General features: G+C 62.2%; 13 protein-coding genes. 6 read left to right on the forward strand and 7 right to left on the reverse strand.

Features of this window, described 5'->3' with window-relative positions; genetic code table 11:
- Nucleotides 1-101: 101 nt before the first annotated feature.
- From NQL71_RS02840 to pvdM, 4 genes are all read right to left on the reverse strand, one after another.
- Nucleotides 102-1,751, reverse strand: a complete 1,650-nt coding sequence (locus NQL71_RS02840) for a cyclic peptide export ABC transporter (protein WP_248687734.1) — start codon at nucleotides 1,749-1,751, stop codon at nucleotides 102-104.
- A gap of 230 nt (nucleotides 1,752-1,981) precedes the next feature.
- On the reverse strand, nucleotides 1,982-2,845 hold the full coding sequence (pvdO, locus tag NQL71_RS02845; RefSeq protein ID WP_077186252.1) for a dihydropyoverdine dehydrogenase: 864 nt from the start codon (nucleotides 2,843-2,845) through the stop codon (nucleotides 1,982-1,984).
- 153 nt (nucleotides 2,846-2,998) lie between these two features.
- Nucleotides 2,999-4,291, reverse strand: coding sequence for a pyoverdine-tailoring periplasmic protein PvdN (gene pvdN, locus NQL71_RS02850; RefSeq protein ID WP_274642340.1), 1,293 nt, complete (start codon nucleotides 4,289-4,291; stop codon nucleotides 2,999-3,001).
- A 29-nt stretch (nucleotides 4,292-4,320) separates the two neighbouring features.
- Nucleotides 4,321-5,670, reverse strand: a complete 1,350-nt coding sequence (gene pvdM, locus NQL71_RS02855) for a pyoverdine-tailoring dipeptidase-like protein PvdM (protein WP_274642242.1) — start codon at nucleotides 5,668-5,670, stop codon at nucleotides 4,321-4,323.
- A 218-nt stretch (nucleotides 5,671-5,888) separates the two neighbouring features.
- Here pvdM and pvdP point away from each other — a divergent pair, with 218 nt between their 5' ends.
- The gene (gene pvdP / locus NQL71_RS02860) at nucleotides 5,889-7,508 is read left to right on the forward strand and encodes a pyoverdine maturation tyrosinase PvdP (RefSeq protein WP_274642243.1); all 1,620 of its coding nucleotides are present in this window, start codon (nucleotides 5,889-5,891) and stop codon (nucleotides 7,506-7,508) included.
- 143 nt (nucleotides 7,509-7,651) lie between these two features.
- Here the strand turns inward: pvdP and NQL71_RS02865 are convergent, their stop codons facing one another.
- From NQL71_RS02865 to NQL71_RS02875, 3 genes are read right to left on the reverse strand one after another with little or no spacing between them, the layout of a single operon-like run.
- Nucleotides 7,652-9,046: an efflux transporter outer membrane subunit gene (locus NQL71_RS02865; protein ID WP_166619303.1), complete on the reverse strand. Its 1,395-nt coding sequence runs from the start codon at nucleotides 9,044-9,046 to the stop codon at nucleotides 7,652-7,654.
- 7 nt (nucleotides 9,047-9,053) lie between these two features.
- Entirely contained in the window at nucleotides 9,054-11,027 is a 1,974-nt protein-coding gene (locus NQL71_RS02870; protein ID WP_274642244.1) for a MacB family efflux pump subunit, read from the reverse strand.
- Nucleotides 11,028-12,200, reverse strand: a complete 1,173-nt coding sequence (locus tag NQL71_RS02875; protein ID WP_274642245.1) for an efflux RND transporter periplasmic adaptor subunit — start codon at nucleotides 12,198-12,200, stop codon at nucleotides 11,028-11,030.
- 288 nt (nucleotides 12,201-12,488) lie between these two features.
- On the opposite strand from NQL71_RS02875, the gene NQL71_RS02880 reads away from it, so the two are divergent.
- The 5 genes from NQL71_RS02880 (at nucleotide 12,489) to NQL71_RS02900 (ending at nucleotide 19,098) form a co-directional block, all read left to right on the forward strand.
- The gene (locus NQL71_RS02880) at nucleotides 12,489-12,971 is read left to right on the forward strand and encodes a sigma-70 family RNA polymerase sigma factor (RefSeq protein ID WP_046817819.1); all 483 of its coding nucleotides are present in this window, start codon (nucleotides 12,489-12,491) and stop codon (nucleotides 12,969-12,971) included.
- Between the two features lie 144 nt (nucleotides 12,972-13,115).
- Nucleotides 13,116-14,450, forward strand: a complete 1,335-nt coding sequence (locus tag NQL71_RS02885) for a lysine N(6)-hydroxylase/L-ornithine N(5)-oxygenase family protein (RefSeq protein ID WP_046817820.1) — start codon at nucleotides 13,116-13,118, stop codon at nucleotides 14,448-14,450.
- Nucleotides 14,451-14,725: 275 nt separating this feature from the next.
- On the forward strand, nucleotides 14,726-15,139 hold the full coding sequence (locus NQL71_RS02890; RefSeq protein WP_077186258.1) for a PleD family two-component system response regulator: 414 nt from the start codon (nucleotides 14,726-14,728) through the stop codon (nucleotides 15,137-15,139).
- 110 nt (nucleotides 15,140-15,249) lie between these two features.
- Nucleotides 15,250-15,876 (forward strand): response regulator transcription factor, encoded by a 627-nt coding sequence (locus NQL71_RS02895; protein ID WP_274642246.1) that lies wholly within the window; start codon nucleotides 15,250-15,252, stop codon nucleotides 15,874-15,876.
- On the forward strand, nucleotides 15,877-19,098 hold the full coding sequence (locus tag NQL71_RS02900; protein WP_274642247.1) for a transporter substrate-binding domain-containing protein: 3,222 nt from the start codon (nucleotides 15,877-15,879) through the stop codon (nucleotides 19,096-19,098). It abuts the gene before it with no gap.
- Nucleotides 19,099-19,180 lie beyond the last annotated feature (82 nt).

Genomic DNA, 19,180 nt, shown 5'->3' on the forward strand with positions numbered 1-19,180 from the left:
CGCGATGGGTGCGTCACTTTCAACATGGAAGGCGACTGATCCACCGCTATCGCGAGCAGGCTCGCTCCCACAGGTTTGTGTGGCGTTTATGAGAAGGGTGATCAGGCGGTTGTCAGCTCGGTCACGACCCGCCCGTTTTCCATGCGCACCAGTTGGTCGGCGACATCGAAGTAACGGTCATCGTGGGAGATCACGACGATGGTCTTGCCCAGGCGCTTGAGGTCCGGCAGTAGCTCGGTGTAGAAAATCCGCCGGAAGGTCGGGTCCTGGTCGGCTGCCCACTCGTCGAACACCAGCACCGGGCGCTCTTCCAGCCAGGCATTGACCAGTGCCAGGCGCTTGCGCTGGCCGGTGGACAGGTCGGTGGTGGTGAAGTTGCCGTCCTTGACGCTGACCTTGTGCGCGATCTCCAGGCGTTGCAGGTACTTGTTGGCGTCTGCGGGGATCTGCGTGTCACCCTGGACCACGTCGTCGAACAAGTAGTAGTCGGCAAAGATGGTGGTGAACAGTTGGCGGTAGTCGTCGCGGTTGTGCGCGTCGATGGCCTCGCCGTTGACCCGGATCTGCCCCTGTTGCGGTGTGTAAAGGCCCAGCAGCAACTTGATCAGGGTGGTCTTGCCGCAGCCGTTTTCGCCGACGATGAAGGTGATGTCGCCCTGCTTGATCGACAGGTTGACCGGGCCCAGCTGGAACGGCGCCGCGCCCTCGACCGCCGGGAAGGTGTAGCGCACGTCCGCCAGTTGCAGTTCGTCCACGGCTTGTTTGACGTTGACTTGGTTGCTGAGCAGCAGGTGCGGTTCCGGGGTGGAAAACTGTTCGGACAGTTCGGCGATGCGGCGGAAAGCGATCTGCGCGCGACTGACGATCGGCAGGGTGCTGATCAAGTGCTCCAGCGGGCCTTTCATGTACAGCAGCACCAGCACGAAGCCGCTCATCACGGTCTTGTCGGCGCTCGGCCAGAAGGTTTGCAGGGCCAGGGCCAGGCCGATGACCACGAAGAACAGCATCGAGCCGAAGGTCTTGGCGATGACGAAGGTGTTGATCGAGCGCACCTGGGTGTCGCAGATGAAATCGGCGGTGCCCTTGATGCCCGCGGTGAACATGCGTTGGCGGCGCGGGCGGTGAATGCGCAGTTCCTTGGCGCCTTCGGCAATCGCGTTGTAGTACTTCTGCAGCTCATCTTCCGCCGCGCGGGCGGCCATGAAACCCTGCACGCCCTTGCTCTGGGCGTAGGCCTGGATGGCGGTGCCGATGAGGATCGCGGCGACCATGATCAGGAACATCGGCCACGACAGGATCGCCAGGTAACCCATGCAACCCAGGGTCACGGTGACGGAAATCGCCAGCGGGGCGAAGGCGAAGGCGAAGTCGCTGATGGTGTCGACGTCGTGGGTCAGCACCGGGATCAGGCGATGGCTGCGATAACGCTCGATCTGTTCGATCGGTGCCGACAGCACCTTCTCGCCCAGCTGTTTGCGCAGCTTGGCGATGATGTGTTGGCCGACGTAGTTGGTGCCGATGTCCGAGCAAATGGAACTGGCCAGCGCCAGCAGGCACAGGCCGGCGAACAGCGCGACCACGCCCTGGGTCAGGCCGCTGTCCGAATGCAGGGCATTGTTGATCGTCGCCAGCAACACCGTGACGCTCAGGCCGCCGACCATGCCCAGGAAAATGGACGCGGCGACGATGAGTCGAAAGGGTTTGAGCAAAGCGAACAGTTCGCCGATGGCGCCGCGGGTGGGCTGGGTCATGGAAGACGGTTCCTTGGGTCGGAAGGCAGATACCCAGTAGAACGTCTGGTGAAAGGCTTAATTTAGCGACCACCGACTGATGGCCTGTACACCTGAACCCTGTGGGAGCGAGCCTGCTCGCGATAGCTGTCTTCCATTCGATAGTGGTGTTGACTGATAGTCCGCTATCGCGAGCAGGCTCGCTCCCACAAGGGGATTTCATTGATTCAGAAGATGATCAGGGTTTTGGCTTAGAGCTCGCGCACTACGCGAAAGCCCATCCAGTCGCCTCGTTCCTGCGGGTACTGGCTGTTGCGGTTGCCCGAGCGGGAGAACACTGGCGCTTCGCCCCAGTCGTTGCCGCGGATGCGCACGGCTTGGCAGTTCGGCTCCAGCCAGGCGCTGCCGTCGGTGGGGGCGCCGACGTAGTTAGGGTGTTCGCAATCCTCGACCCATTCATAGACGTTGCCGTGCATGTCATACATGCCGAAGGCGTTCGGCGGGTAGCTGCCCACCGGCGAGCTGTAGCTGTAGCCGTCGGCCGGGCCGTAGGTGTTGGCGTGCTTGGCGATGCTGTAGCCCTTGCCTTCATCGAACGGGAAGGGGAATGGTCCCTGGGTGCCGCCGCGTGCGGCGTATTCACGCTGGGCCTCGCTGACCATGCCGTACTTCTGCCCGGTCTTTTTCGACAGCCAGGCGACGTAGTTTTTCACGTCGTCGAAATTCATGCACACCGCCGGCTGGCGCGGGCTCTGCGGGTAGCGCGGCTTGCTGGCGATGCATTCGCGACCTGGGCGGGTATCGCCGTTGGCGATCGTCACGCCGCTTTCCTTCACATAGCTGTCCCACTCGCCGGCGGTCACCTGGAAGCGACTCATGGCGAATGGCTTGGCGAAGGTGACGTCATGCATCGGACCTTCATCGGGCTCGCGGCCGACTTCGTCATCCGGCGTGCCCATGGTGAAGGTCCCGGCGGGCAGCACGACCATTTCCGGGCAGTTCTTGCAGTCCTTGAATACTTTGCCTGCTGTTGGGGCAGTGGTGGCCTGTACGGCAGACGGCAGCAGGCTGGCGAGGAGGGCAGCCAATCCAACGGTCAGCAGATTTCGGTTCATGACTCATCTCGATCAAAGAAAAAACGGGTGTCGTGTGATGTCCAATGTGGGAGCGGGCTTGCTCGCGAATGCGGTGTGTCAGGCAACATGCGTGTCGACTAACACACCGCATTCGCGAGCAAGCCCGCTCCCACAGGGTTGCGCGGCGTGCCGTCAGGCGGTTTTGTTCAGCAGCGCAACGAAGCGGTCGATTTCGTGTTCGTTGTTGAGCAGGCCGGGGGCGATGCGGATTACCGGGCCGACGTCGCGGTCCACCGAGTCGCAGACCACGTGGCTTTGCATCAGTTGGCTGGCGACTTTTTCGCAGTCCTGGTCCTTGATCCGGAAGAAGGTGAAGCCGGCGGACAGTTGCGGGCTCTTTGGCGTTACCAGCTCGATCCGCGGCTGTTCCAGCAGGCGATCCTTGGCATAGCTGTTGAGTTCATGGATGCGCGCCTGGACCTCGGCCTTGCCCAGGTCCAGGTGCAGCTTGAACGCTTCGTCCACGGCCCAGCGATGTTCGAAGCTGTGATAACCGCCGGGAGTCATGATGGTCGCGAAGTCGGTGGATTCGCTGAAGGTCGGAATGATCGGCGTGACGTCCCTGACCTCGGCGGAGCGGGCACAGATGATCCCGGTGCCCCGGGGGCCGAACATCCATTTGTGGGTGCCGGCGATGAAGAAGTCGCAGTGCATGTCGGGAAAGGCGAGGTCTTCGACGCCAAAACCGTGCACCCCGTCGACCACGTACAGGATGTGGTCCTTCTCGTCGCGCTGACGGTTCTGCTCTTCGACCAGCTTGCCGATTTCGCCGATCGGCAGTTTCACGCCGCTGCCCGATTGCACCCAGGTCATGCCCAGTACGCGAGTCTGCGGGCGGATGCCTTTGGTAATCGAATCCAGCACTTCATCCACGGAAATGTCGCGGCTGTTGTCGAACAGCTTGAGCTTGCGCACCTTGGTGCCCTGGCGCTGCTGACGAAATTCCAGGGTGTAGTGGGTGGAGTAATGCTCGTGTTCGCTGACCAGGATTTCCTGGTCCGGGCGCACATGAATTCCGCCGTAGATCATCGCCAGGCCTTCGGTGGTGCTGCCGGTGAGCGCGATCTGTTCGGGTTTGGCATTGAGGTAACGCCCGGCCCAGACCCGCACGTTGTGCTCGCGCTTTTCGGTTTCCTGCAGGTCCCAATCCATGGCGCGGCCAGGGTTGCGGTCGATGTTGGCGCGGTGCAGGTCGATCGCGTTGCGCACTGGCGTAGGGTGCGAGGTGACGAGGAAGTTGGCGAAATGCAGGTAGTCCGGGTCCTGATTGAACAGCTGGCGCAGTTGCGCCCATTTGCCCTTGGGCAGGGGCTGAGACTGCTCTTGTAGATGGCCGGCCAGCGCTGGCAGGTTCACGCCAGCAGCCAGGGGCAGGCCGGCGGCGAGAATGCCGGCCTGCTTGAGGAAGGAACGACGGTTGGTCATGGCTTGGGCTTCGCTTGGCAAAAGTGGCATCAGTTTTTCGCAATGGGCCGGGCGGATTTCTCCACCTGGTCCCAGACCCGCAGGAAGTTGCCGCCCCAGAGCTTGGCGATATCGGCCTCGCTGTAACCGCGGCTGATCAGCTCGGCGGTCACGTTGCGCGCCTCGCTGACGTCGTTCCAGCCATCCAGGCCGCCGCCATCGTTGAAGTCGGAACTGATGCCGACGTGATCGATGCCGATTTTCTTCACCGCGTAGTCGATCGCGTCGCCGTAGTCCTTGAGGGTGGCCTTGGGTTCTTCGTCGACGATCGCGTAGAGCTGGCTGGCGTATTCGCCGAAGCGTTGTTCAGACCACACGGTGATGATCGGATCGCCCGGCATCAACGCCATCTCCAGGCCTTGCAGCGGCTGCAGGTCGAAACGCGCGCGCAGGGCGTTGAGTTTTTCCTGGGTGGCCTGGCTTAGCGGGCGGATGTAGGTGGGGAAACCGACAATCTGCACCACGCCGCCGCTGTCCTTGATCAACTGCATTTCGTGGTCGCTGAGGTTGCGCGGGATGTCCACCAGGGCGCGGGGGGCGGAGTGCGAGGCCACCATCGGTGTGCGGCTCAGGCGGGCCACTTGTTCCAGGGCCTTGGTCGACATCTGCGACACGTCGATAATCACGCCGAGGTCGTTGAGGCGGTGTACGGCCTGCTTGCCGATGTCCGAGAGACCGCCGAGGGCGTCCCGCGAATCGTTGAAGAACGGCAGCGGCCTGGACGAATCGGCCCAGGCGTTGTTGCCCACATAACTGAAGCCGAACATGCGCATGCCCCGCGCCGCCCATTTGTCCAGGGCATTGAGGTCATTGCCCAGCGGGTAGGCGTTGAGCATGCTCATGAAGATCGCGAACTTGCCTTCGCCATGCAGGCGGCGGAAATCGTCGGGGGTGTAGGCGATGGCGGCCTGGTTGGGGAAATCCCGCACCAGGGTGCTGATGATTTTGTAGCGGGTCTCCTGTTCGAAACGTGCCTCTTCGATGAACCCGGCGGTGGGGCGGTGCGGTGCGTTGGCGCCGTTCCAGATTTCCGGCCAGCCGAAAATCGTCAGGGCTGCGCCGGACAGGCGTCCGCGTCCGCTCTTGACCAGGTCGAACTGGCCGCTGCCGTCCTTGTCGGCTTCATTGCCGGCGGTGCCGAAGTCCATGGGGAGCGTGATGTGGCTGTCGAACGAGAGAAGGCGCTCGTGCAGTTCATCGGCCTGTTTCATCACCTTGACCGGGTAGCCGGGATTGTCCTTGAACCAATAATCCCAGGCCGCAAAGCCAAGACCTGCGCCGATCGCCAGGGCCAGTGGCAGGCCGATGAAAAGAGCCTTTTTCGAACGTGGTTTTGTCATTGCCGTCTCAGTCAGGTTCGCCTTTGCTATCTGGGGGGAACGAGTGACCGGGTGAGTAATTTAGTGTTTGTGCTGGCCTCTTCGCGAGCAAGCCCGCTCCCACATTGGAATGCGTCCTCATGTGGGAGCGGGCTTGCTCGCGAAGCTTCTAAATTTATGGTGGGAACAAACGTTCTAGCTTGGATAAAGCCTGCTTCATGGCTGACACAGGTAGGGCAATGACGATTTCTCGACGAGGGTTCATGGCAGGCCTGGCGCTGACCGGCGCTGCCGTGCCCGCGGCTTTTTATGGGCATCGTGAATGGACGAAGCCGGACCCGACGATCACACCGGGTGAAGCATCGTTCGATGTGGCGGATGTCGCTGGCCAACGCCTGGCGGACACCCTGCGGGGTGTCTGGCAGATCCGTTTCGAAGGTCGCGACGCCGGGCTTGAAGGCTTGCCACCGGACGGGCTGGAGCTGTTTCTCGACATCGCCCACAAGGGCCGTGGCCTGATCGGTTATCTCGACACCGCCGAGCGTTTGCGTTCCAGCGAAGTGCCACGTTATCGAGTGCTCGGTGACCTGGCCGGGGTCAAGCCGGCGCAGTTGAGTTGGCGCTTGCTCAGCGCCGGTGGCAGCTGTGACTACGAATTCAGCTTGGCGTTGGACGAAGTGTGGGCCGGGTTCGGCAATGCCGGCAGCGGCAGCCTCAGTGGTCGCGTGCTGGATCTGGATCGTCCCTTGATGTTGACGGCCCAGGACAATCGCTTCGTCGCGGTCAAGAAAGTGTTTCCCGAAGCCCGCGAGCGAACTGGTCTGAATCCGCCATTGTTGGCCTGGCTGACGTCCCAGGAGCATCGCCTGTTTCACCAGCTCTGGCATGCATCCCGGGACAAATGGCACACCTTGCCCGAAGACAAGCGCAACGCCCTGCGCGGCATTGGCTGGCAACCCGGACCACGGGACAAGGAGCGTGACGCCCGAGGCAAGCGCAAGGATCGCAACGGCTCTGGCGTGGATTTTTTCTTCATGCACCGGCACATGCTCGGCACGGCGCGCACGATGCAGGACTTGCCGTCGTGGACGCAGTTCCCCTTGCCGCAACCGGAGCTGGCCCGGGACCGCATCGGCTTCGCCAACTATTTCGACAACCACGACGGTACGGCGCTGCCGCCGACCTGGCTGGCCGAAGAGGATGACGAGTATTCGCAATGGGTCAGCGACATCAAGACCGCCGAGACCTACCACAGCAATTTCCAGGTCTGGGAGTCGCAGTACCGCGACCCGCGTTACCTGTCGAAGTTGACCCTGGGGCAGTTCGGTTCAGAGGTCGAGTTAGGTCTGCATGACTGGCTGCACATGCGTTGGGCCTCGGTGCCGCGCGATCCGTCCAACGGCCAACCGGTGCCTTTCGCCCGCGATCCGGCGGATTTTTCCGCACGCTGGTATGCGCCGGAAAACGACTTCCTCGGCGATCCGTTCTCGTCCCATGTGAACCCGGTGTTCTGGCATTTCCACGGCTGGATCGACGATCGCCTGGAAGACTGGTTCCGCGCTCATGAGCGTTTTCATCCGGGGCAGGTGAGCCGGCTTGAGGTCAATGGCGTGCAATGGTTCGCGCCGGGGCGTTGGGTGGAAATCGATGATCCGTGGCTGGGTCCGGGTACTCATGGTTGCAACACCACGCCGGGGTTGCAGGCGGGTAAATCGGTGGAGATGGACCCGGAGACCATGAAGCTGGCGTTGCGCATTACCTTTGGCGAGGATGAAAAGAAGCTCGCGGATCTGTTCCGCAAGGTGCCGCAGCGGCCTTGGTATGCGCGGAATCTGAAGGCCAAGACGGTTTCGAGTTAACCGCACCCCAACCATGCGTCACACAAAAAACCTGTAGGAGCTGGCTTGCCAGCGAAGGCGGCCAGACAGGAGATATTGATATTGGATGTGCCGGCCTCTTCGCTGGCAAGCCAGCTCCTACAGGTATTGCGGCAATATCACGATCACAAGGCCTGCCACCCACCCCCAAGCGCCTTGTACAACGCAATACTCGCCTGCATCCGCGCCAGCCGCAGCTGCACATTCAAATCCTGCGCCGCGTACAGCGTGCGTTGCGTCTCCAGCACCGTCAGCAAATCCTCGGCCCCCGCTTCATAACGGCTTTGCGCAATGTTGAACGCGGTCTGTGCCTGGCTCAGTTCCTCGCTTTGCCACTGCCGCTGTCCGTCCAGCCCGCGGATGCTGTTGAGGGCTTTTTCCACGTCGGCAAAACCGTTGATGATCGCCCCGCGATAGGTCTCCAGCAGCTCCTCTTGGCGGGCCGTGGCCTTGTCGCGTTGGGCGCCCAGGCGGCCGTTGTTGAACACTGGCGCGAGCAGCCCGGCGGTGAGGTTGTAGAAAGGGCTGCGCAGAATATCGCCGGCACGGTCAGCTCCAGAGCCGATTTCCGCGCTCAGGGTCACGGTCGGCAACATCGCGGCGCGGGCGACGGTGACGTCGGCCTGGGCGGCGGCCAGTTGCGCTTCGGCCCGGGCGATGTCCGGGCGCCGGCTGAGCAATTGACTGGGCACGCCAGCGTCGATGGCGGGCCAGGACAATTGATCGAAGTGTTCCTGGCCCAGCGCCAGTTCTTGCACCGGGCGGCCGAGCAGGGTGGCGAGGCTGATCTGCGCATCTTTGGCCTGTTGTTGCACCAGCGGCAATTGCCGTTGCTGCGCCGCCACCAGGCTTTTTTGCTGGGCCAGTTCCAACGCGGTCGCCGAGCCCGAGTCGAAGCGGGTCTGCACCAGTTTCAGCACGTTCTGCGCATTGGCCAGGTTCAGCTCGGCAATGCGACTTTGCTCCTGCAACGACAGGGTTTGTGCATAGGTGTTGGCCACCCCGCTGAGCAGCGTCAGCTCCACCGTTGCCTGATCAAACTCGCTGGCCTGCAAGGCGAATTGCGCGCTGTCGCGGGAGGCGCGCTGGCCACCCCAGAAATCGATTTCGTAGCTGGCACTGAGGCTGGCGTTGAAGTAATCGACGGCGCTGTTGTCGCTGTCCGCATCCAGTTGGCTGTAGCCATCGCCGCGCAGCAGTTTCTGCCGGTTGGCGTTGAGCGCGGCCTTGACTTCCGGCAGCTGCGAGCCCGCGGCGACCACCGTTTGCGCCTGTGCCTGGCGCACTCGTGCAATGGCAGCAGCCAGGTCGTAGCTGCCGACCCGGGCCTGTTCGATCAGGCGACCCAACTGCGGGCTGCCAAAGCGGTTCCACCATTGCTGGCTGTCGCGTGTGGCGCCCGCGGTGTGTGGCGATTGCCAGGCGGCGGGCGGCGTTATGCCGCTGTCCGGGCGCTGGGCGGGGCTCCCACAGGCGCCGAGCAGCAGGCAGAGGGTCAACAAACTCAGTTGCGGCTTCATCGGGAGATCATTCACTGGTAAGGGCCATGACCGGGTCGAGTCGGGCAGCTTTGCGGGCCGGCATGAAGCCGAAGACAACACCGGTGACCAGGGCGCAGCCGAAGGCGCCCAGCACCGCTATCAGGGAGAACGCCACGGCGACTTCGCTGAGGATCAGCACGCCGCCGACGATCAGCGCCAGGGCGATTCCGGCCAGGCCGCCGACCACCGAGAGCATCACCGCTTCGGTGAGGAACTGGCGCAGGATGTCCCGCTGGCGGGCGCCGGTGGCCATGCGGATACCGATCTCGCGGGTCCGTTCGCGCACCGTCATGAGCATGATGTTCATCACGCCGATGCCGCCCACCAGCAGCGATATCGCGGCGATCGAACCGAGCATCAGCGACAGGGTGTTTTGCGTGCGCGCTTCGGCCTGGATCATCGCCGCGTTGTTGGTCAGCTCGAAATCCTTCTTGCCGTTGTGCAGGCGCAGCATCAGCTGTTCGATGGCGTGTTCGGTCTCCTTGACCTTGCGCGCATCGGCCGCGGCAATTGCGATGTACTCGGGGTTGTGCGTGCCGAACAGCCGCACGCTGGCGGCGGAGTAGGGGATGGCGATGCGGTCGTCGCTGTCGGAGTCGCCGGAGCTGGCGCCTTTTTCCGCCAGGACGCCAACCACCTGGAACGGCACGTTTTCGATCAGGATGTACTGGCCGATGGGGTTGGCCACGTCCTTGAGCAGTTTGGTCCGCACCTTGTGGCCGATCACCGCGACTGCCGCGGCGTTCTGTTCGTCGGTTTCGGTGAAGTAACTGCCTTCGACCACCGGCCAGTTGAAAATCGCCGGGAAGTTGGTGTCGTTGCCGCCGACGTAGCTCAGGTGGTCGAGGTTGCCGAAACGCACCCCGGCTTCCTGGCCGTTGACCGGCATGATGCGCATCACCTGCGGCAGGCTCGCCACCGCCTTGACTTCGTCCAGGGTGACGATGCCCAGCGGTGTTCGCGGGTTAGGCGACGAGCCGCTGAGGTAAATGATGTTGGAGCCGAACGCGCCCATCTGCGCCATCACCTGGCGCTTGCTGCCTTCGCCGACGGCCAGCATCACCACCACCGAGGCCACGCCGATGATGATTCCCAGCAGGGTCAGCGCGGTGCGGAACTTGTTGATCCACATCACCCGCCAGGCGGCTTGGACCGCGTCGACCATTTCGCCTTTCCAGGCGCCATTGGCTTGCGCGCCTTCAGCCAGGCGCTTGCGCAGGTCCACCGCTTGCAACGCACCGGGATTGGCCGAGGTTTGCGCGGCGCGATTGTCCCGGGCGCTGTCGCTGATGATCAGGCCGTCGCGGATTTCGATGATGCGCTTGGCTCGCGCCGCCACTTCGCGGTCGTGGGTGATGAGGATGACCACGTGGCCCTGGCTCGCCAGTTCGTCGAGTAGCGCCATGACTTCCTGGCCGCTGTGGCTGTCGAGGGCGCCGGTGGGTTCGTCGGCGAGGATGATATGGCCGCCGTTCATCAAGGCGCGGGCGATGGACACCCGCTGCTGCTGGCCGCCGGACAACTGGTGCGGCCGGTTGCCGGTGCGCGTGGCGAGGCCCAGGCGTTCGAGCAGGGCGGCGGCGCGGGCATGGCGTTCGGCGGCCGGCAAGCCTGCGTAGATCGCCGGCATCTCGACGTTTTCCTGGGCCGAGCCGGACGGGATCAGGTGGTAACCCTGGAACACGAAGCCAAAGGCTTCGCGGCGCAACCAGGCCAGTTCGTCGCTGTCCAGGGCGGCGACGTTCTCTCCGGCGAATCGGTACTCGCCCGAGGTCGGGCGGTCGAGGCAGCCGAGGATGTTCATCAGGGTCGACTTGCCGGACCCGGAGGCGCCGACGATCGCGACGAACTCGCCGGCATGGATCGACAGGTCGATGCCGCGCAACACATGGACTTCAGGGGCGTCGCCACCGCCGTAGGCTTTGCGGATGTCCGTAAGATCGATCAGGGGCGTGTGCATTCAACCGCCACTCCCGTCGGCCGGGCCGATCAACAGGTGATCGCCTTCCTGCAGGCCGTCGAGGATCTGCACCCGCAGGCGATCACTGATGCCGGTGCGCACGTTGCGCTGTTCGATGCTGCCGTTCCTGGCCACCACTTGCGCGGTCTGGCTGTCGGCTTGCATACCGGCCTGCAGGGCGGCGATCGGCACGGTGAGGACGTTCTGCGCCTGATCGGCGACGAAAAATACCTGGGTGGTCATTTCCGCCATCAGCGCGTTGTCGGCGTTGTCGACGTCCAGCAGCACGGTGTACAGCACCACCCGCGCGCTGCCGCTTTTGCTCGAACTGGCGGGGCTGCCGCCGCCCAGGCTGGTCTGGTCCAGGGGCTTGGGCGGCACCGGCAGAATCTGCCGCACGGTGCTTTGCCAGCGCCTTGTGCCGCCGCTGAGGGTGGTGAACCAGGCGTTCATGCCGGGTTTGACGTGGCCGATGTCGGCTTCGGAGACCTCGGCCCATACGGTCATCGGCGACAGCTTGGCAATGCGCAGGATCAGCGGGGTCTGCTGCTGGGCATTGAGGGTCTGGCCTTCGCGGGCATCCAGTGCGACCACGGTGCCGGACATCGGCGCATAGATCCGCGTGTAGCCGAGCTCGGCCTGATCGCTGCGCAGGCTGGCCTGGGCCTGGCGAATCTGCGCCTGGAACATGTCGATGCGCGCCTGGGTGGCGCGCAGTTCGGCCCGGGCGGTCTGCACGTCTTCTTCACGGGTAGCGTTGCCGGCCTTGAGGTGTTGCTGGCGCTGGTATTTCTGCTGGGCAAGGTCGTGTTGCGCGCGTTGCTCCTGGAGCTGCGCCTTGAGGTTTTCGATGGAGAAGCGCCCGGCGTCGAGTTTGGCCTGTTGCGTGGAAGGGTCGATTTCCACCAGCAACTGGCCTTCCTTGACTACGTCACCGACTTCCACATGGATCTTTTGAATCTGCCCGGACGCCTGGGCGCCGACGTCGACATAGCGCCTGGGTTGCAGGGTGCCCAAGGCCGTGACACTGCTTTCGATGTCGGCGCGGGTGACTTGCACGGTGATGAACTGGTCGCGCCCGGGGGGGATGAACTGCCAGGCCGCGACGGCGATAACGGGGATCAGGCTGAGTGCTGCAAGCAGGGCGCGTCGGGTGTGACGGGGACGTTTCATGCAGGGTTCCAAAGCGGTTGAACATTGCCGTGGAGCCGGCAGGGACATGGAGCTGTCCTTGTAGACGAAGGCCGAAGCAGGGAATTTAGTTCCGGACACGCGCCGTAACAGCTGAATTCAAAGCGCTGGACCCTGACTATTTGTCGGGCAAGACAAAGCATTACTTTAAATCTATATGAGAATTACTATAAATTACACATCTCAAACTGCCACTATCGTGCCACTGCCTGTTTTTGTGGTCGAGTAGCGGGCTCAAGGACAGAAACCGCACCCGTGCGGACGGGAGTCATGTTGGAAAACTACTATCGAGAGCTGGTGTGTTTCCTCAACGCCAAGCTCGGCAACCGCCAGGTCGCCGAAGATGTGGTGCATGACGCTTATCTGCGAGTGCTGGAGCGCTCCAGCGACACGCCGATCGAGCAGCCCCGGGCATTTCTCTATCGCACGGCCTTGAACCTGGTGATTGACGATCACCGGCGCAATGCGTTGCGCCAGGTCGAATCGCTGGAGGTGCTCGACAACGAAGAGCGCTATTTCAGCCCATCGCCCCTCAGCAGCCTCGATCACGGCCAGCGCCTGGACATGCTCCAGCGCGCCCTGGCGGAATTGCCGCGACTGTGCCGCGAGAGTTTCCTGCTGCGCAAGATCGAAGGTCTGTCGCACCCGCAGATCGCCGAACACCTGGGCATTTCCAAGGCATTGGTCGAAAAGCACATCGTCAATGCCATGAAGCATTGCCGGCTGCGGATGCGCCAATGGGATGCCCATTGATCTTTGCGTAAATCCGTTCTTGTTAAATTTTATTTCACTGTCCTCGTTCCTAATCAACAGACGACCTGCTGTCCTGCTCAAGGCCGGTCAGGTCACTTAGGCTTATTTCCCCGCCGCTCGGGGCTCATCCAGAGGACACTGGAAATGACACAGGCAATTGCATCGCCCATCGTTCACGACCTGATCGGCGTTGGTTTCGGCCCTTCGAACCTGGCGTTGGCCATCGCCCTGCAGGAGCGCGGGCCGACCCAGGGCGAGCTGGATGTACTGTTTCTCGACAAGCAGGCCAGCTACAGCTGGCATGGCAACACCCTGTCGACCCAGAGCGAGCTGCAGATTTCCTTCCTCAAGGACCTGGTGACCCTGCGCAACCCGACCAGCCCTTATTCGTTCGTCAATTACCTCAAGGCCCACGGGCGCCTGGTGGATTTCATCAACCTGGGCACTTTTTATCCGTGCCGCATGGAGTACAACGACTACCTGCGCTGGGTCGCCGCGCAATTCGAGAATCAGAGCCGTTACGGCGAAGAGGTGCTGACCATCGAACCGGTGCTGCACAACCAGCAGGTTGAAGCACTGCGGGTGATTTCCCGCGACAGCGCGGGCCATCAACATGTGCGCACCACCCGTTCGGTGGTGGTCAGCACCGGCGGCACGCCGCGTATTCCCGAGGCGTTCAAGGCGCTCAAGGGCGACCCTCGCGTGTTCCACCATTCGCAGTACCTGGCGCAAATGGCCAAGCAGCCATGCGTGAACAACCAGCCGATGAGCATCGCGATCATCGGTGGCGGGCAGAGCGCGGCGGAAGCTTTCATCGATCTCAACGACAGCTTCCCGTCGGTGCAGGTCGACATGATCCTGCGCGGCTCGGCCCTGAAGCCGGCGGACGACAGCCCGTTCGTCAACGAAGTGTTCTCGCCGGAGTTCACCGACCTGGTGTTCCAGCAGGCGAGCAGCGAACGTGAGCGCCTGGTCAACGAATACCACAACACCAACTATTCGGTGGTGGACATCGACCTGATCGAACGCATCTACGGGATTTTCTACCGGCAGAAAGTCTCGGGCATCGCTCGCCATGCGTTCCGGACCCTGACCACTATTGAAAAAGCCAGCGCCACCGAGCGTGGCATCGAACTGGCGGTGCGCAACAATGCCACAGGCGTTGTCACGGTCCGTCACTACGACGCCGTGGTGCTGGCCACCGGTTACGAGCGGCAGATGCACCGCAAGCTGCTGGCCCCGCTGGAACAGTACCTGGGTGATTTCGAGGTGGATCGCAACTACAAGTTGATCACCGATGAGCGCTGCAAGGCCGGCATCTACATGCAGGGCTTCTGCCAGGCCAGCCATGGCTTGAGCGATACCTTGCTGTCGATCCTGCCGATTCGTGCGGACGAGATCGCCGGATCGCTGTATGACCATGGCAGCAATCGTGGACATCGTTCGATGGTGGATCTGTTGTTGGCAGCTGCCAGCTAAGATCTTCGGCGGCGGTGAGGCCGCCATCGCCAGCAGGCTGGCTCCCACATTTGATCTGTGATCGCAGGGCTACTGTGGGAGCCAGCCTGCTGGCGATGAGGCGCTGAAGACCACCACGACTCTTAAATCCCGAACCCTTCCCGAAGAACCGCGCAATTGCCGCAACGTATCACCAGCGTCGGACTAAGCGGGCAGTATTTCGGATTTTTCCTACAGAACGCGATCCGGGACTTCCGTAGCCTTCCCCCCTCACTAATCTGACCCGGGGGGCCACGTTGCCCAACAAGTCCTTACGCATCCTGATCGCTGACAAACAACACTTCAACCGGATGAAAATCGAACGGCTGTTCAACCAGCTCGGTTATTTTCGGGTGGCGCCGGTGCACAGCCTCGAAGAGCTGCTGAACCTGGTCGAGTATGGTTGCGAGCCATTCGACCTGCTGGTCATCAATGCCAGCATGGCCGACGGCAAGCTCAACCTGCTGGATTTCTGTCTCGACAACAGGCAGGTGGCGCGCGCGCTGATATTCGACGGTCAGTGCGCGCAACTCCCCGCCATTGCGGCAAGTGAAAGGCACAAGGTACAGGTCAGCCACGCCATGCTGCCGGACCTGGCAACGATCCAGAGGTTGATGGCGCACATCGATCGATCGCTACCGCTCGTCGCAACTGTCATTTCTGTCAGGTAGTACGATCGGATTTTGCGTGCAAGAGTCTATGCGCAGCTACTGTGTCCAGTCCGGGTTTTGCCCAAGGGCCGTCAGTGTCCGAAAGTCGTGTTAATGCATAGGGAGTTGCCATGAAGGCAGCGTTGGTTGTGGACGATCATCCGGTGATTCGCGGTGCAGTCAAAATCGTACTCAAGCTGGAAGGATACAAGCGCATCCACGAGGCGGCCTGCGGTAACGAAGTGTTGCCGATGATCCGCGAGCATCAACCTGAACTGGTGGTGCTGGACCTCAACTTGCCGTCGCTCGATGGCCTGGATGTCCTGGCACGGATCCAGATGGAGGAGGTGCATTGCCGCGTGGTGGTGTTTACGGCGCAGGAACCGGCATTTTTCCAGGATCGTTGCATGCGTGCCGGTGCCGTGGCCTACGTCGCCAAGACCAACGATCTGCAGCATTTGCACAAGGCGGTGCACGCCGTGATGGCCGGTTACACCTATTTCACCCGATTGTCCTCCAGCTCAGTGTCCTTGAGCCAGGCGCAACGCAGTGAAAAACAGATGATCGACAGGCTTTCGGATCGCGAATTGTCGATTTTCCAGCATCTGGCCCGGGGCACGAGCAACAAGGCAATCGCCGAAATCATGCACCTGAGCCACAAGACCGTCAGTACCTACAAAACCCGGTTGACTGAGAAACTCAACATGGAGTCGTCGGTGCATCTGAGGGATCTTGCCCAACGTCATCACTTGATCTGAATGAACGCCCTTCGATACCTGCTGTTGGCCCTTTGCCTGGGGGTATCGAGTGTCTGTGCGCAACCGCAAACATTGACCTTGCTGGGCCGTTCCAGCGTGGAAGGTCAAGTGCTGCGGTTGTCGTCAGCCGACTCGCGTTGGTTGCAGCAAAAAGGCCGTTTGGTGCTCGCGGTTTCAGCCCCGGATTATCCGCCTTTCGACATCACCACCGATCACACGCTCGAGGGGGTGACAGCCGACTACGCCGATCTGCTCCGGCAGCTACTGCAAGTGGAGATCGAAGTCCGGCGTTATTCATCACGCGAAGACGCCGTTCGGGCCGTCAAACAAGGGGTGGCGGACCTGCTGGGAACGTCCAACAGCTACGAGTCCCAGGACCCGCAATTACAGATGTCCCGCGCCTATGCGGTGGATCAGCCGGTATTGGTGACGCGCGTTGATTCGCCCCAGGTGCTGGACCCTGCGCTGGCGGGCAAGCGCCTGGCCATGCTCTACCACTACTTGCCTGAACACAGCGTGCAGCGGTTCTATCCCGAGGCCCAGGTGCAGCTTTTCCCTTCGACACTGGCGGCGGTCGGGGCTGTCGCCTTCGGCCAGGCGGACGTCTACCTGGGTGATGCAATCAGCGCCCATTACCTGATCAGCAAAAACTACTTGAACAACGTTCAGCTGGCTGACTTCTCGCCCATGGAGTCCGGGCGTTTCGCCTTTGCCATGGCCCGCGACAACCCGGCGCTGCTGCGTATCGTCAACAAGTCCCTGGCAGCGATAACGGCCAATGAGCAGATGAACATCCAGCGCCGCTGGGGGGCGAGCGGGGTGTCCATGCCGGGCGCGCAGTCACTGCAATTGAGTGAGGCCGAGCAGCGTTGGCTCGACCGGCACCCGCGCGTGAGCGTGGCGATCAACGAGAACATTCCGCCCATCACCTTCATGGACAGTGAAGGCAGGTTTCGCGGTATCGGTGTCGACGTGTTGGCGAAAATCAGCCTGCGTACCGGCTTGCAATTCGACATCCGCGCCATGCCGTCAGTGGCGCAGATGGTGCAAGCGATCAAGAGCGGCGAGGTCGATGTGCTGGCCGGTATCGGCCTGAGTTCCCTGCGTGAGGATGACTTGCTGTTTACCCGGGCGTTCCTGACCAGCCCTTCGGTACTGGTGACGCGCCTGGCGCCGGACAACCCCCGGACCCTGGATGACCTGGCCGGAGAAACCCTGGCGCTGACCCAGGGCAATATTGCCGGCGAGTTCATTCGCCAACACTTTCCGCTGATCCGCTGTGTGGATGCGCCCCTGTCGGCCGATGCCATGGAAATGGTCGCCCAAGGGAAGGCACAAGGCGCCATCAACTCGTTGATCAGCGCCCGTTACCTGATATCCCGGCAGTACCGTGATCGCCTCCAGGTCACCAGCACGGTGGGCACCGATCCCGCGCGCAGCACCCTGGCGACCGGTCGCGAGGCCACCGAGTTGCATTCGATCCTGGACAAGGCCTTGCTCAGCATCCCCCCGGAAGAAATCGACGAGCTGATCATGCCTTGGCGTAATGACCTGATGGTGGAGCAGAGCTATTGGCTACGGCATCGCCAGAGCATTTTCCAGGCGTTCGCGGCGGCCGGCGCCTTGCTGCTGCTTGCCCTGGCCTGGATCGCCTGGCAGCGCTGGCAGATTCGCCAGCGCCAGCAATGGCTGGCCCGACTGCAGGACGCCAAGGATGCTGCCGACGATGCCAACCGGGCCAAGACCACCTTCCTGGCCACCATGAGCCATGAGATCCGCACGCCGATGAATGCCTTGATCGGCATGCTTGAACTGGCGCTCAAAAGCGCCGATGAGGGCGTAACCGATCGCGCGGCCATCGAGGTCGCGTCAAATGCCGGGCAACAGTTGCTGGCCCTGATCGGCGATATCCTGGACATTGCCCGTATCGAGTCCGGGCAGTTGTCGTTGACGCCGGAGCGGGCCAATCTGCAGGCGCTGGTGGTATCGGTGTGCCGGGTCTTCGAAGGCCTGGCCCGGCAGAAGAACCTGCAGTGGCGGGTCGAACTGGACGAGCACAGCGACCGCGATGTGTTGATCGATCCCACACGGTTCAAGCAGGTGCTGTCCAACCTGTTGAGCAACGCCATCAAGTTCACCCACAAAGGCGAGGTCAGCCTGAGGTTGCAGGTCGTGCCCGCTTCGGCGGACCGTCTTGCGGTGAGTGTGTGTATCGAGGACAGCGGCAGCGGCATCAGCGCCTTTGACCAGCAACGCCTGTTCAGCCCGTTCGTGCAGGCCGGTCATCATCAGGCGTCAGGCCGACAGGGTTCCGGCCTGGGGCTGGTGATCAGCCGCACGCTGTGCGAAATGATGGGTGGGCGCTTGCAACTCGTCAGCGTCCTGGGGCGCGGCACCCGGTTGGACATCGACCTTGAACTGGTGGCTTTGCGTACGTTGCCCGCCACTGAAATGGTGTCGGGCGAATCGCCGGCAAGGACCCGGCCCTTGACGATTCTGGTGGTGGACGATTACCCGGCCAACCGGTTGCTGCTGTCGCGGCAACTGAGTTACCTGGGGCACCGGGTTTTGCTCGCAGAAGATGGCCAGCAAGGTTTCGAGCAATGGCGGGAACATGCCTGCGATCTGGTCGTCACCGACTGCAACATGCCGGTGGTCAGCGGCTATGAACTGGCGGGTGCGATCCGCGATGAGGAGCGCTTCCAGGTGGGACAGCCGACGGTGATCCTGGGCTTCACCGCCAACGCGCAACCTGAGGAAAAAATCCGTTGTATCGAAGCGGGCATGGACGATTGTCTGTTCAAGCCCATTCGACTGGTCGACCTGAGCGCCTGGTTGGCCACGCGTTTTTCCAGCGAATCGCCAGGTGCAAGCGAAGCGCCTTCCGGTGCCGAAATCGATGTAAGCGGGTTGCAACGCTACACAGGGGCCGACAGTGAACTCATCATTCAATTGTTGCATGACCTGGCCGTGAGCAACCGCGAGGATAGCGAACGCCTGCGGCAAGAACATGCCAGTGGTAACTACTATGGCTTGAAGGACCTGGCGCACCGTATCAAGGGAGGCGCGCAGATGGTCAGGGCGCAGGCGCTGGTGGCGGGTTGCGAACAACTGGAGCGCGCCTGTGGCGAGGGCGATCCCTCCCTGATCGACGCCGCCGTCGATCAGTTGCACCAAGCCATGGCGCGGCTGGACACCGTCTTGAGCCGGGCCGAGGCTTGAACCCGGCGGCTTAATCCCAGGTCGGCGCCAGGCCATTGGGACTGGTCAGGCGATGGCCTGGCCGACGTCGGCTTCGTTTTTC

Source organism: Pseudomonas serbica (assembly GCF_028823535.1).
In the GTDB taxonomy this organism is placed as follows: domain Bacteria; phylum Pseudomonadota; class Gammaproteobacteria; order Pseudomonadales; family Pseudomonadaceae; genus Aquipseudomonas; species Aquipseudomonas serbica.

What these genes read in the sequence shown, in the direction of transcription:
- NQL71_RS02840 (WP_248687734.1), bottom strand. Translation starts at nt 1,751, where the DNA reads ATGACCCAGCCCACCCGCGGCGCCATCGGCGAACTGTTCGCTTTGCTC.
- pvdO (WP_077186252.1), bottom strand. Translation starts at nt 2,845, where the DNA reads ATGAACCGAAATCTGCTGACCGTTGGATTGGCTGCCCTCCTCGCCAGC.
- pvdN (WP_274642340.1), bottom strand. Translation starts at nt 4,291, where the DNA reads ATGACCAACCGTCGTTCCTTCCTCAAGCAGGCCGGCATTCTCGCCGCC.
- pvdM (WP_274642242.1), bottom strand. Translation starts at nt 5,670, where the DNA reads ATGACAAAACCACGTTCGAAAAAGGCTCTTTTCATCGGCCTGCCACTG.
- pvdP (WP_274642243.1), top strand. Translation starts at nt 5,889, where the DNA reads ATGACGATTTCTCGACGAGGGTTCATGGCAGGCCTGGCGCTGACCGGC.
- NQL71_RS02865 (WP_166619303.1), bottom strand. Translation starts at nt 9,046, where the DNA reads ATGAAGCCGCAACTGAGTTTGTTGACCCTCTGCCTGCTGCTCGGCGCC.
- NQL71_RS02870 (WP_274642244.1), bottom strand. Translation starts at nt 11,027, where the DNA reads ATGCACACGCCCCTGATCGATCTTACGGACATCCGCAAAGCCTACGGC.
- NQL71_RS02875 (WP_274642245.1), bottom strand. Translation starts at nt 12,200, where the DNA reads ATGAAACGTCCCCGTCACACCCGACGCGCCCTGCTTGCAGCACTCAGC.
- NQL71_RS02880 (WP_046817819.1), top strand. Translation starts at nt 12,489, where the DNA reads ATGTTGGAAAACTACTATCGAGAGCTGGTGTGTTTCCTCAACGCCAAG.
- NQL71_RS02885 (WP_046817820.1), top strand. Translation starts at nt 13,116, where the DNA reads ATGACACAGGCAATTGCATCGCCCATCGTTCACGACCTGATCGGCGTT.
- NQL71_RS02895 (WP_274642246.1), top strand. Translation starts at nt 15,250, where the DNA reads ATGAAGGCAGCGTTGGTTGTGGACGATCATCCGGTGATTCGCGGTGCA.
- NQL71_RS02900 (WP_274642247.1), top strand. Translation starts at nt 15,877, where the DNA reads ATGAACGCCCTTCGATACCTGCTGTTGGCCCTTTGCCTGGGGGTATCG.